The organism is Oceanospirillum maris DSM 6286 (assembly GCF_000422865.1).
Taxonomy (GTDB): domain Bacteria; phylum Pseudomonadota; class Gammaproteobacteria; order Pseudomonadales; family Halomonadaceae; genus Oceanospirillum; species Oceanospirillum maris.
Genome location: NZ_KE383936.1, coordinates 430,285 through 443,115, shown reverse-complemented (window position 1 = coordinate 443,115; position 12,831 = coordinate 430,285). Strand labels below are relative to the sequence as shown.

Below are 12,831 nucleotides of genomic sequence, written 5' to 3'. Positions count from 1 at the left end.
AACTAATCCAGCCCTTTTTGTTCTGTAATAGTAGGGTTGCCTAACCCCTCGATAAGGTGGTTCAGCACCCAATGCGTTGCCTCCTCAGGGGTTACCTTAGGAGCAACTTCTGCCAGCTGCGTCATACGCAATCCCTGATAGCCACAAGGATTAATTCTTAAGAACGGCGAAGCATTCATATCTAAGTTAAAAGCCAAACCATGAAAGGAGCAACCTCGGCGAATACGCAAACCCAAAGACGCAATTTTACACTCTTCATGATCAATCTTAACGTAAACACCGGGAGCGTCAGGCTTAGGGTAAGCCTCAACACCAGCCTGTTTAAGCGCTTCAACAACAGAGGTTTCCATTAAGGTGACTAAATGACGAACACCACTACCAAGACGCTTCACATCCAACAGCAGATAAACCACCAATTGACCAGGGCCGTGATATGTCACCTGGCCTCCACGATCAACCTTCACAACAGGAATATCCCCAGGTGCGAGAAGGTGTTCATCTTTACCTGCTAAGCCCTGAGTAAAAACAGGAGGATGCTCTAAAATCCAGATTTGATCCGCATCATCAGGCCCTCGAGTATTAGTATACTCCTGCATTCTCTGCCAAGTATCTTCGTAAGGCACCTGACCAAGATAACAAACCTTTATGGGTGGCATTGCATTCTGCTTTGTCAAGGGAACCCCTTAGATCACCATTTTAACGCGACCAGTGGCCTTTAGGTCTTCAAAAATTGACTTTAATTGCGGCTCTCCCGTGGCAGTAATAATGACACGAACCGACTGAAAACGGCCCTTACTGCTATCAACCAGTGTCACTGAAGCCTGATCAAAGCCAGGGGCATGCACTTCGATAACATCTAAGACTGTCTGCTGAAAGTCTTCTCCTGCATGACCAAGAATTTTTAAGGGATAGTCGCAAGGAAATTCAATTTTTGGTGCGTCTTGATTACTCATTTTCCACAAACCTATCGTACCGTTACCGGTCAACGAACTCTAATAATGTATGAAATGCCTAATAACAGAAACGGGGCACAAAGCCCCGTCCCTTATATCAGCTTTTTGACTGATACTGTTTTTGACTGACACTGTGCAAAACCGAAACCTTGTTATTGCTTTCAGTTTTAACCAACTAATCCAGTTGGTCTTTATCGTCAAACCTCATATCAACCTTAATATCAGAATATATGGGCAAAATTATTTTTTTCTAGCCCAGCAAGCCCTTAAAGAAAAGTACAATAGAATCCCAAAGGCGTTTGAAGAAACCACCCTCTTCAACAGATTCTAAAGCAACCAGTGGACGTTCGGCCAAAATTTCATCATCCAAGCTAATTTGTAGCACACCCATTGCCTGTCCTTCTGACACAGGAGCCTGAATCACTTTGCTCACATTAAGCTTAGCTGTTAGGCGCTTAGCCTGACCCCGCGGAATAGTGATATTCATATCATGGCGAATACCTAACTTCACATCGGGCTTTTGTCCGCCCCATACGCGAGGCTCATTCAAAATATCGCCCGCAGAGTAAGGTTTTAGTGTTTCAAAATAACGGAAGCCATAAGCCAGTAATTTCTGACTTTCCCGTGCCCGAGACTCTTCACTATTCGTGCCCATAACAACAGAAATCAAGCGCATGCCGCCACGCTTAGCAGAAGCCACCAAGCAATAGCCGGCTTCATCTGTATGGCCTGTTTTTAGCCCATCAACAGACTTATCCCGCCACAATAAACGGTTACGGTTAGGCTGACGAATATTGTTATAAGTAAAGTATTGCTGAGAGTAGATATTATACTGTTCTGGATAATCTTTAATAATGCGGTTTGCTAAGATAGAAAGATCACGGGCAGTTGAATAATGCCCATCCATTGGCAACCCTGTCGCATTCATATATTGAGTATCCTTCATACCCATCGCTTCGGCATGCTGGGTCATTAGGTCTGCAAAAGCAGCCTCACTACCACCAATATGTTCAGCAACGGCAATACTCGCATCATTACCCGATTGAATAATAATCCCCTTCAGTAAATCAGAAATGGTGACAAAATCACCTTCTTTGATAAACATACGAGAACCCGGTGCTTTCCAAGCTTTAACGCTAATGCGAACTTTATCTTCCGGACTGATATTACCCTTAGCGATTTCAGACTCAACCAAATAAGCCGTCATCATTTTAGTCAAACTTGCAGGGGGTAAGCGCTTATCGGCGTCATTCTCAACCAATACCCGACCACTATCAGCGTCGATCAGGATATAGGATTTAGCTGCTAACTTCGGCGGTGCAGGTATCAAGGATGCTTGGGCCGTGAGAGATACCAAAAGACCCAATACCGAGATGACAACCACTGCTTTTGCACGAATTTGTCGAAAAATCCTCATGATGACTAACTCTTAACCTTTATAAATGCAGGATACTGCGTGTATTTCTGACGTCGCATAAAATGCGGAATCAGTATTCAAAACAATAATTATAACATGCCGCATTAAAAGCGCATCAGATAGCTATAAACCTTAAAAAACAGCCTAATAATAGCTATCAATTCTAACAACTTATTTAAGATGCACTTCTTCCAACTTCTCGTTAGAGCTACGGCTTACTAGGTATCGCTGTAACAGGTATAACGATAGGGTTCAAAAAGCCATCAACGGCTAATTGATCAATCAATTGTTGAAGCTCTGAGCGTGACGGAACAGGGCCAAGCTGAACTTTATATAAAATACGATTATTAATCGTCACAGGTACCACTCTCATTTTCTGACCTGTCTCTTTTTCAAGATGACTACCGAGAGCTTTCGCTGAATCTTTTTTACTCATCGCCGCCACCTGAACAAATACTGATGGCTGGAGTTCGTTAACGGCAAGGCTCATACCACCTTTCCAAGTAACAGGGTCAATCGCCTCAATCCTAACAGGAGCCGTTCCTGCTCCTAACATACCCAAGCGAGCGGCGGCGGCATAAGAAAGGTCGATAACCCGATCATCATGAAATGGCCCTCGATCATTAACCCTTACCAAAACCTGTTTGCCATTCCCCACATGTGTCACAAGCACATATGATGGTAGCGGTAAGCTTTTATGGGCGGCTGAAAGTTGGTACATATCATAAATCTCACCATTTGAGGTGTGATAGCCATGAAACTTTTTACCATACCAAGAGGCCGTGCCTGTTGCCTTGTACCCTTTGCTCGTACCGAGCACACGATAACTTTTACCCCAAACGGTATAGGGTGATTTATTCCCCGATGCACTAGGCGCTTCGTATACAGGTTTTAACTCTTTGATCTTGCTCATATCAAAGGCGTCATCAGGCGCAACATCTTGATGGAGCTCGTAACGAGACTCGGGCTGAGATGAACAGCCCACGATCAAGGTACAGAAAATAAATAATAAGCCATAGTAACGGCTAGCTTTAGATCCTTCGATCAAGGTTGTTACGGTCATCCCTTTTGATCAGCCTCTTTAATCTTTTGGCTTAACTGATGAACAGCCATCGCATAAAGCTTACTATGGTTATAACGCGTAATCACATAAAAATTCTTCAACCCCAACCAGTGCTCGACCCCTTTTTCCCCTTGTAGCTCCATCGCGGTTGCAAGCCCTTGGTAACGTCGACGATCTTTAGCACTGAACCCTTTAGCGGCCAATGCTTCAACAGATAACTTAGGTTTCAGACTACCATTCACCATATCGGAATAACCCTCACCAACAGTCACTGCAGGAACGACAACCGGCTCACCAGTTTGCCAGCCATGCTTTTTAAAGTAGTTGGCAACACTACCAATAGCATCTTTAGGGTTCGTCCAAATATCACGCTTCTTATCGCCATCAAAATCAACTGCAAAGTTACGATAGCTACTCGGGATAAACTGCCCATAACCCATAGCACCAGCATAGGAGCCTTTTATGGATAGAGGATCAATCCCTTCTTCTTGGGCAAGAATAAAGTACTCTTTCAGTTCGCTACGGAAAAACTCAGCCCGTGGCGGATAATCAAACGCTAGAGTACTTAAAGCATCAACAACACGATAATTCCCAGCCATACGACCATAGTATGTTTCAACGCCAATAATCGCAGTGATAACCTCTTTCGGCACCCCGTAGATCATCTCTGCACGCTCTAGTGCCACGCGGTGCTTACGCATAAAGCTTACACCACCATTAATGCGCTTTTGTGTGACGAAGATTTTTCGATAGTCCTTCCACTCAAGCGTTCTTTCTGCCGGACGAGAGATCGCATCAAGAATACTCTGTTTCATCTCAGCTTGGCTTAGCACCGATTCCAAGGAACTGGGGGTGAAATTATGGTCATTCACCATTTCCGCAATAAAATCTTTAATCAGTACTTGGCGCTCATATTCTGTTTGGACAGGTTGCTCCGGTGTATCGGCTGTAGCACACCCCATAGGCACCATCGCTAATGCTAGAATAGAACTTTTTCTAGCCCATTGGCGCAGCGCGGCCTTTATACTCATTAGATATCTCATGTTGTCACGTTTCCAGATAACTCAACTTGCTTGAATAACACTATTGTCTAAACCTTAACAAACAAGCAAATAAAAAACATTATTAATCGCAGCAGCTTCACTTAAGGAAATACTAATTCCTTACCAAGCTACGATGTGTGTGTATCGACATTAAAATACCAAAGCCTGCCAGCAAGGTTACACTTGAGGTTCCCCCAAAGCTAACCAGCGGTAGAGGTACACCAACAACGGGAAGCAAACCGCTCACCATTCCAATATTTACGAACACGTAAACAAAGAAAGTTAAGGTAATACTACCGGCAACTAACCTACCGTAAGTATCTTGAGCATTTAGAGCAATGAATAACCCTCTGCCAATCACCGCCATATAAAGTGTTAGCACAACACAGACACCGACAAACCCAAATTCTTCAGCTAAAACAGCAATAATAAAATCAGTATGCCGTTCAGGCAGAAACTCCAACTGAGATTGCGTACCCTCAAGCCAGCCTTTTCCATAAATACCACCCGACCCAATAGCCGTTTTAGACTGAATAATATTCCAGCCAGACCCGAGAGGATCGCTTTCAGGGTTTAAGAATGTCAAAACGCGCTGTCGTTGATAGTCATGCATGACATACCAAAGCGCAGGTAATGCTGCGATACCTAAAGCGATAAAACTACCGATCAATTTCCAGCTTAATCCTGCCAGTAAAACAACAAAGATAGCCGCTGCTGCAACCAATAAAGATGTACCTAAATCAGGCTGGCGAGCAATTAAAAGTACCGGTACCGTAATAATGACCGCAGAAACAAATAAATGTTTCCATTTAGGCGGTAAGGTTTGGCTGGATAAAAACCAAGCGACCATCATAGGCATCGCTAATTTCATAATTTCTGACGGCTGAAAACGCACACCAACCACTGGAATCTGAATCCAGCGCTGAGCACCTTTTGCTCCAACCCCAAACAGAAGTACACAGAGAAGCAGTATCGTTCCGCCAATATAGAAAAGTGGCGACCATCGCCGTAAATTTCTTGGCTCTACCTGAGCAATACCAAACATGACTGCCAAAGCAAAAAGAAAACGCATACCTTGCCGCTGAACATCCTGCAAACTTTCACCGGCAGCGCTATAAAGTACAAACAAACCAGAACCCATGATGATAAAAAGAATCATCAACATCCAAAAATCAAGATACACCCGCTCAAACCAGCCTACAGGACGCTGAAAAGCATGTGTTGCACCGGGCAAGCGATGTAAAAAATCATTGGTATTCATTGACTGCCTTTAACCGCTTTTTCTGAGGATGACTTTTCATCAGTTTTTTTAAGATAGGCATCAAAAACCATCCGCGCAATCGGTGCTGCAGTGGAGCTACCACCACCAGAATTTTCAACAACAACAGCTAGTGCAATTTTAGGATTATCCCTTGGAGCAAAGCCTGCAAACAAGGCATGATCACGATAGCGTTCAGCAATTTTATTTTCATCGTACACTTCGCCCTGTTTAATGCTTTTAACCTGAGCCGTACCGGTCTTACCTGCAATAATATAATCCACCCCTCGACTCATCTTACGCGCTGTACCGTGACGACTATGAACCACATCAACCATCGCTTGAATCACCTGATCCCAGTGGGTTGGATCCGACAGCACGATATCGTCAGGAGTACCATCCTGCTTTAAAGGAATATCCTCGTCACCAACTTGCTTCACAATCCTAGGCTGTACCCATTTGCCACGATTTGCCAATAATGCCATCGAGGTGGCTATTTGCAGTGGCGTTGCCTGCCAGTAACCCTGCCCAATCCCAACACTTAATGTTTCACCTGGAAACCAAGGAGATTTACGAGCGCCTTTTTTCCACTCTCGACTAGGCATTAATCCAGCCGATGCCTGAGGCAAATCTAATGACGTATTCACACCAAAGCCAAAGCGCTCCATAAAAGGATGAATCCGATCAATACCTAAGTTAAAGGCCAAATGGTAAAAGTAGGTATCGTTAGACACCACAATCGCCCGATTCAGATTAACCGTGCCGTGACCTCCGCGCTTCCAGTTGCGGTAAAAGCGTTTGTCATTGGGTAGCTGAAACCAGCCTGGGTCTTCTATACTTGTATTACGGTTAATAACACCAGCCTCTAACCCAGCTAGTGCCATAAAAGCTTTAATGGTCGATGCAGGAGGGTAATTACCTCGAATGCTGCGATTAAACATCGGTAAATCACGGGAGGTAATCAGTTGTCGGTAAGTTTTACTATCGATACCAGAGACAAAAAGGTTGGGATCAAAGCTAGGCGTACTCACCATGGCAAGAATACCACCTGTGCTTGGTTCAATAGCAACAATAGCTCCCCTAAAGCCTGATAGAGCACGTATAGCGGCGTATTGTAAATCGGCATCTAAGTGTAGTGTTAGGGATTCACCAGGCTGAGGTAACGTCTCATCTAAAACACTCAGAATCCGCCCCCGAGCATTAGTCTCTACCGTTTGCACGCCCACTCGGCCATGTAATGTTTCTTCATATTGACGCTCAATACCACTCTTGCCAATATAATAAGTACCAGCATATTGTGAGCGATCAACATTTGTCAGATCTTTTTCACTAATACGGGAAACATAACCTAAAACATGGGCCGTCATGGGGCCGTAGGGGTAGTGTCGAATTAGCTGCGCTTCAATTTCAACGCCTGATAGCCGATAGCGGTTAACCGAAATTTTAGCAATTTGTTTTTCATTCAGCTGGCTCAGTAATAGCGCTGAGTGAAATGGTCGACGCTGGCTATAAGCCTGCTCAGCCATATCAGTTTTCTGTTTTTTATCCAGCTCTAGAATTTCCGCCAACACATCCAGAACACCTTGAATATCTTTAGCCTGTTCGCGAACAAACATTAAGTTATAGCTAGGAAGGTTTTCCGCCAGCATACGGCCCTTGCGGTCAAGAATAAGGCCTCGGGTTGGGGGGATAGCCCGTACGTGCATACGGTTTTTATCGGATTTGGTCGTATAGATATCATGTTGGTATACCTGTAGGTAAACCATACGCGAAATAAGTACAAAAATAAGAACGATAACGATGGCAAAAGCGACAAACATCCGTTCCTTGAAAAGGCGAAATTCAAGGTCTAGATTTTTAAATGTGCGTTTTTCTGACATCTGGATGTCACCGTTCTTTTAATAAGAAGAGAAGTTTAGCGATGATAAGGATGACCCTGAATAACGCTCCAAACCCGATAGACTTGTTCTGCGAGCAAAATTCTCACCATAGGGTGTGGCAGCGTCAAAGGGGACAACGACCATTGCTGGTTCGCCCGCTGTTTGCATTCTTGAGCTAAACCTTCAGGGCCGCCTACTAACAAACAGATATCTTGACCGAGCATTAGCCATCCTTCAGCTTCAGAGGCTAGTTGCTCAGTTGACCAAGGCTTACCGAGAACTTCTAAGGCAACCACATGATCAGAAGCGCTGATTTTAGACATCATCAGCTCTCCTTCTTTGCGGATAGCACGTTCGATATCCGCATTTTTTCCGCGATTGCCGGGAGCAATCTCAATCAACTCTAAAGAAAACTCCCGAGGCAGACGCTTGGCATATTCTTCATAACCCTGCTCTACCCACTTAGGCATTTTAGTACCTACTGCAATAAGCTTGATCTTCAAGAAAGGCTCTCCGCCGACTCCTGTACAGAATCGTCGGGCAGATCACCCCAAAGGCGCTCAAGATCATAGAACTGGCGTGTTGTAGGTTGCATAACATGCACCACAACATCACCTAAATCTACGAGAACCCACTCACTACCGGATTGACCTTCAACACCCAAAGGACGAACGCCATTTTCTTTAGCCGTTACCACAACATTATTGGCAAGGGATGCAACATGGCGGCTAGATGTACCGCTGGCGATTATCATAAAATCAGTAACACTCGTATTGCCTTGTACATCAAGCACAACGATGTCGTTACCTTTCATCTCTTCCAGCGAGTTAATAACTAGCTGCTTGAGTTGTTCTGTTTGCATAGGACCTCAGATTTCCAGGATTAACCAGATTTTTTCAGGATTAATCGAATAAGGGCGTAATTGTCTTACAAGTTAAGGCAGCTTTGTAGCCTTAATGTTCATTTCACTGTAAAAACTCGACAATGAGGCGATAAAAAACCATTTTCTCCTCCAGTTCAGAGGAAATCAAACCCAAATAAGGTAAAAATAAAGAGCCTTACCCCTGATTCGATGAATTTTGACCGGAAGAAGATGTGTCTTGGTAGAGCGAATAGGTGTGAATATAGTCAATCACATTATCAGGCAACAGATAACGTACAGAGTTTCCTTTAGCAAGCTGGTCTCGAATATAGGTTGCCGATATCTCAAGCTGAGACGGCAATCGCACCGGAATAATGTGCCCCGCATTATATTCTTGGGAACATTGACTCAAAGACTCTGTTAATACCGATGCTGCTAATGCTCGCTCACGCCAAAGACAGGCTTCCTTGGAAGTAGAGGCCAAGTCAAAGCCAGGCCGTGTCATGACCACCAAGTTGGCCAACTCTAAAATACGGGCCCACTGATGCCAGCGAGTAAAATGTGCAAAAGCATCAACCCCCATCACCCAGCAAATAACCGCATCATCGCCTAACTCTAGTCGCAAATCCTCAAGAGTCACAACAGAATAGGAGCGCTGATCCAGTCGCAGTTCACGGTCATCAATGCATAGGCCCGCTTCATCACCTACGGCACAGTGCAGCATATCTAACCGCTGTTGACTGCTTCTACCAGGCTGCGCCCGATGGGGCGTTTGATGGCAAGGAACCAGATGCACGGCATCAAGCGCGAGCAACTGTTTCAACTCCAAAGCAGAGCGCAAATGGCCGTTATGAACAGGGTCAAAAGTCCCACCCATAACCGCGATCACATTGGGCCGATGCAGACGGGTCTTATTCACCTCAGCATTACTGACGAATATGCCCATCACCAAAGACCACATATTTCTGAGACGTTAAACCTTCTAACCCGACAGGGCCACGGGCATGAATTTTATCGGTAGAGATACCAATTTCTGCACCCAAACCATACTCAAAGCCATCCGCAAAGCGGGTCGAAGCATTAACCATAACGGAGCTGGAATCAACCTCTGCCAGAAAACGACGGGCCAAGGTGTAGTTTTCCGTCACAATCGCATCGGTATGATGAGAGCCGTAGTTATTGATATGATCAATCGCTTCATCTATACCCGCGACTATCTTGATCGCCAAAACCGGAGCAAGATACTCTGTGCTCCAGTCATCTTCCGTTGCAGAGATGGCATCGGTCAAAATAGCACAGGTTTTAGCACAACCGCGAAGCTCAACTTCTTTTTCAGCATATTCTTTTGCCAATAAAGGGAGCACTTTATCTGCCACAGATTCAGCCACCAAAAGTGTTTCCATGGTATTACAGGTGCCATAGCGATGCGTTTTAGAGTTCACCGCAATCTTAATCGCTTTTTCTAGGTCAGCGTGATCATCAATATACACATGGCAGATACCATCAAGGTGCTTAATAACAGGCACGGTGGCATCTTTGCTAACACGCTCAATCAAGCCTTTGCCGCCGCGCGGAACAATCACATCAACAAAATTAGACATCGTAATCAACTCACCAACCGCTGCACGATCGGTCGTTTCAACAACTTGAACAGCCCCAACAGGTAAACCAGAGCCCTCTAAAGCTGCAGCTAAACATTTAGCAATCGCCTGATTAGAGTGAATCGCCTCAGAGCCACCTCGTAGAATCACGGCATTACCTGATTTTAAACACAGGCTTGCCGCTTCAACGGTTACATTGGGACGCGATTCATAAATAATACCCACAACACCAAGAGGGACTCGCATTTTCCCTAACTGAATACCGCTTGGACGGAAATTCATATCTGTAATCTCACCGACAGGATCAGGCAGCGCTGCCACTTGGCGAAGCCCTTCGATCATAGTGTCGATCACCTTAGGCGTCAGTGCTAAGCGATCCAGCAAGGCGCTATCAAGACCATTGATCCTGCCTTGATCAAGATCTTTCTCATTAGCCATAGCTAAAGCGGGGCGAGCAGCATCCAGAGCATCGGCTGTAGCCAGTAATGCTTGGTTTTTTAAACGGGTATCTGCTTTTGCAATGGCGCGGGAAGCAAGGCGGGCGTTCTGCCCTAGCGTCTGCATATATTCATTAATATTCATGAAATTAAACCTTGGTGTTTTCTTAAATATGCCGAAGTCATACCAGTAGCGTAGCGCTCTATCCACCGTAGCATTCTATTCATGGATGGCTGTTAATAATTTTTTATGACTTAAAACAACTTTTTATCAACAGTATTCTGAACAGAAATCGGTACTGGCCTTATAGTCAATGTGCGGTAAATATATCCGTTAAGCTCTACCTTTAAGGCGTGTAATCGTTATAATCCGCGTATTTGCATTTTTCATAACAGGCAACTATACGCGAATGGACATCAAGTACAAAGCACGCCTCAATGCCGTTTACTTTATTCTTGCGGGTGTCGCGACGCTGCTATTAAGCTGGACGCAATTTTTAAATCGACAGCCTGATGCCGGCCAGGCCCTGCTTCTTATTAGCCTGACACTACTTGCTACAGGCAGCTATAACGTTATTTTTACTCAAAAGCCATCCCAGATTTTACCCTTAATCGTACTGTTGTTTCTTGGCGCACTGACCATTTTAGGGGACTGGGTTCCTGTTATTCTTACCGCGCAATGGGCTTATATTTTACCCTTGTACCTATTTAGCTTATTACCTTTCAAAGCAGCCTTAATTCTAACCCTTGGCTATGCCCTTATATTCAACTTATCAACGACAGTTCAACTGGGTGGTATAGAGCGGCTACAGGTGCTTTATTTATTTTGGTCGGCAACCTCAATTGCCTGTATTTTTATCTTCATCAACCGCGAAAAGCAACGGCATTTACAACAACTGGTTAGCCTTGATGCAGATTGTGCAGCCTATAACCGTCAACAATTCCAAGATGATCTTCCTAGGGAGCTTGCACGTGCAGATCGAGAAAATACCAGCTTAGCCCTATTATGCATCAAGCATCGTAATCAAGATGAACACTCTTTAAGAATAGCATCAGAAGCCTTTAACGAACGGTTACGCCCCTTCGATCGCCTCTACCGCGTGGATGATCACCTGATAGCACTAATGCCAACCGGCTCATTTCACGATAGCTTAAGTATCTGCTATCAACACTACAATAACTTTCATAAGGATATGCACCTAGCCGCTGTAGTACCAGGGGAGCATGAAACTGAGCAAGAGCTACTACAAAAAACGTCTGAGGTTATTGCTTTTGCTGAGCAGCAAGAAATGGATTCACCGCTCTATCTAAGAAGTGATTTTATTGATATCCAAAATGAGCACGAACACTATGATTGAGCTTGGTAACAATATTTATAAATTGCGGGATAAAATAATCGCAGGGCTTTATATTTCTTTAGCCATCGTGCTCGCTATTATTGCTTGGTACCATAATCTGCTAGGGCACTATAGCCAAATTCTTTGGCCTGCATTATCGAGTCCCTTTATTTTCGCTCTCGCACTGGTGCGTCTTTTTCAGAAAGCAGACAGCAAAGATATCACCCCCTACCCCGTGCTGATTATTATCAGCTTAGTAGTGCTTAACAGCGGCTCTATTTTAGATCCTCTATATCGTCAATGGCTCTATATGATACCGGTACTTACCTATTTCATTTTACCGGTTCGCCAAGCATCTATAAGCCTTCTGCTATTCTTTACAATTTTTGTGCTATTCGTCGTTGAGCAAATCAACCCTCTGATCCTAAGTGATTTAGCCATTAATTTAAGTCTATTTTCTGGAATCAGTTTTATTTTTGCTTATACCCAAGAAAGCCAAACACGCACACTAGAAAGCTTAAGCGGTAAAGACAGCTCAACAGGTGCATTTTCAGCCAATCAGCTTAACAAACGCCTTACCGCTGAGGTGGCTCGAGCAAAAGCAACCCGCAGACCACTATCGGCATTACTGTTTACTCTTAATGACTTCGATGACTACCATAGCCAAAACGGTGATAACAAGGCTCGAAAACTGCTCAAGAGAATCAGCATGACCATGCAGGAAGTCAGTCGTATAGGCGACGAAATTTATCGAATGACCGACAATAGTTTTCTACTGCTGCTTCCAAACACCTCGATCAATGGTTGCATTGTTTTAAAGGAACGTCTGGTTCAGCGCATTGCCGATCAAGTTGAGATTGACTCAATACTGCAAGATTTAACGCTAAACCCTATAACACTTCAGGTCAGCGAGGATGCGATGCAGTTTTTGAAGCGCACCTTAAGCGACAATATTCGTCTCAATGCCCAGGTGCTTTAGA

At 44.5% G+C, this 12,831-nt stretch carries 13 protein-coding genes; 2 read left to right on the top strand and 11 right to left on the bottom strand.

Annotated elements, in window-relative coordinates:
- Positions 1-2 precede the first annotated feature (2 nt).
- From lipB to G517_RS0114030, 11 genes are all read right to left on the bottom strand, one after another.
- Positions 3-656 (bottom strand): lipoyl(octanoyl) transferase LipB, encoded by a 654-nt coding sequence (lipB, locus tag G517_RS0114080; RefSeq protein ID WP_028304941.1) that lies wholly within the window; start codon positions 654-656, stop codon positions 3-5.
- 27 nt (positions 657-683) lie between these two features.
- Positions 684-953 carry an HP0495 family protein gene (locus G517_RS0114075; RefSeq protein WP_028304940.1) on the bottom strand — a complete coding sequence of 90 codons (270 nt, stop codon included), beginning with the start codon at positions 951-953 and terminating at the stop codon, positions 684-686.
- Positions 954-1,203: 250 nt separating this feature from the next.
- Positions 1,204-2,370, bottom strand: a complete 1,167-nt coding sequence (locus G517_RS0114070) for a D-alanyl-D-alanine carboxypeptidase family protein (RefSeq protein WP_028304939.1) — start codon at positions 2,368-2,370, stop codon at positions 1,204-1,206.
- Between the two features lie 208 nt (positions 2,371-2,578).
- Positions 2,579-3,433 (bottom strand): septal ring lytic transglycosylase RlpA family protein, encoded by an 855-nt coding sequence (locus tag G517_RS19335; RefSeq protein WP_084632266.1) that lies wholly within the window; start codon positions 3,431-3,433, stop codon positions 2,579-2,581.
- Entirely contained in the window at positions 3,430-4,464 is a 1,035-nt protein-coding gene (gene mltB / locus G517_RS0114060; protein ID WP_036591531.1) for a lytic murein transglycosylase B, read from the bottom strand. The genes G517_RS19335 and mltB overlap by 4 nt, the downstream gene beginning before the upstream one ends.
- Positions 4,465-4,588: 124 nt before the next feature.
- Entirely contained in the window at positions 4,589-5,737 is a 1,149-nt protein-coding gene (rodA, locus tag G517_RS0114055; protein WP_028304937.1) for a rod shape-determining protein RodA, read from the bottom strand.
- Positions 5,734-7,614 carry a penicillin-binding protein 2 gene (gene mrdA, locus G517_RS0114050; RefSeq protein ID WP_028304936.1) on the bottom strand — a complete coding sequence of 627 codons (1,881 nt, stop codon included), beginning with the start codon at positions 7,612-7,614 and terminating at the stop codon, positions 5,734-5,736. The genes rodA and mrdA overlap by 4 nt, the downstream gene beginning before the upstream one ends.
- 35 nt (positions 7,615-7,649) lie before the next feature.
- Positions 7,650-8,117, bottom strand: a complete 468-nt coding sequence (gene rlmH / locus G517_RS0114045) for a 23S rRNA (pseudouridine(1915)-N(3))-methyltransferase RlmH (RefSeq protein WP_028304935.1) — start codon at positions 8,115-8,117, stop codon at positions 7,650-7,652.
- Positions 8,114-8,476: a ribosome silencing factor gene (gene rsfS, locus G517_RS0114040; protein ID WP_028304934.1), complete on the bottom strand. Its 363-nt coding sequence runs from the start codon at positions 8,474-8,476 to the stop codon at positions 8,114-8,116. The genes rlmH and rsfS overlap by 4 nt, the downstream gene beginning before the upstream one ends.
- A 196-nt stretch (positions 8,477-8,672) precedes the next feature.
- Positions 8,673-9,422, bottom strand: a complete 750-nt coding sequence (nadD, locus tag G517_RS19330; RefSeq protein ID WP_051206421.1) for a nicotinate-nucleotide adenylyltransferase — start codon at positions 9,420-9,422, stop codon at positions 8,673-8,675.
- Positions 9,403-10,659, bottom strand: a complete 1,257-nt coding sequence (locus G517_RS0114030) for a glutamate-5-semialdehyde dehydrogenase (protein ID WP_028304933.1) — start codon at positions 10,657-10,659, stop codon at positions 9,403-9,405. Before G517_RS0114030 ends, nadD begins: the two co-directional genes overlap by 20 nt.
- A gap of 265 nt (positions 10,660-10,924) precedes the next feature.
- Here G517_RS0114030 and G517_RS0114025 point away from each other — a divergent pair, with 265 nt between their 5' ends.
- Both G517_RS0114025 and G517_RS0114020 read left to right on the top strand, forming a co-directional pair.
- Positions 10,925-11,872: a nucleotidyl cyclase domain-containing protein gene (locus G517_RS0114025; protein WP_028304932.1), complete on the top strand. Its 948-nt coding sequence runs from the start codon at positions 10,925-10,927 to the stop codon at positions 11,870-11,872.
- Positions 11,850-12,830: a GGDEF domain-containing protein gene (locus G517_RS0114020; RefSeq protein ID WP_084632264.1), complete on the top strand. Its 981-nt coding sequence runs from the start codon at positions 11,850-11,852 to the stop codon at positions 12,828-12,830. Before G517_RS0114025 ends, G517_RS0114020 begins: the two co-directional genes overlap by 23 nt.
- The last annotated feature ends 1 nt before the right edge of the window (position 12,831 follow it).

What these genes read in the sequence shown, in the direction of transcription:
- G517_RS0114070 (WP_028304939.1), bottom strand. Translation starts at nt 2,370, where the DNA reads ATGAGGATTTTTCGACAAATTCGTGCAAAAGCAGTGGTTGTCATCTCG.
- G517_RS19335 (WP_084632266.1), bottom strand. Translation starts at nt 3,433, where the DNA reads ATGACCGTAACAACCTTGATCGAAGGATCTAAAGCTAGCCGTTACTAT.
- G517_RS0114020 (WP_084632264.1), top strand. Translation starts at nt 11,850, where the DNA reads ATGAGCACGAACACTATGATTGAGCTTGGTAACAATATTTATAAATTG.
- lipB (WP_028304941.1), bottom strand. Translation starts at nt 656, where the DNA reads ATGCCACCCATAAAGGTTTGTTATCTTGGTCAGGTGCCTTACGAAGAT.
- mrdA (WP_028304936.1), bottom strand. Translation starts at nt 7,614, where the DNA reads ATGTCAGAAAAACGCACATTTAAAAATCTAGACCTTGAATTTCGCCTT.
- nadD (WP_051206421.1), bottom strand. Translation starts at nt 9,422, where the DNA reads ATGGGCATATTCGTCAGTAATGCTGAGGTGAATAAGACCCGTCTGCAT.
- rsfS (WP_028304934.1), bottom strand. Translation starts at nt 8,476, where the DNA reads ATGCAAACAGAACAACTCAAGCAGCTAGTTATTAACTCGCTGGAAGAG.
- mltB (WP_036591531.1), bottom strand. Translation starts at nt 4,464, where the DNA reads ATGAGTATAAAGGCCGCGCTGCGCCAATGGGCTAGAAAAAGTTCTATT.
- G517_RS0114025 (WP_028304932.1), top strand. Translation starts at nt 10,925, where the DNA reads ATGGACATCAAGTACAAAGCACGCCTCAATGCCGTTTACTTTATTCTT.
- rodA (WP_028304937.1), bottom strand. Translation starts at nt 5,737, where the DNA reads ATGAATACCAATGATTTTTTACATCGCTTGCCCGGTGCAACACATGCT.
- G517_RS0114030 (WP_028304933.1), bottom strand. Translation starts at nt 10,659, where the DNA reads ATGAATATTAATGAATATATGCAGACGCTAGGGCAGAACGCCCGCCTT.
- G517_RS0114075 (WP_028304940.1), bottom strand. Translation starts at nt 953, where the DNA reads ATGAGTAATCAAGACGCACCAAAAATTGAATTTCCTTGCGACTATCCC.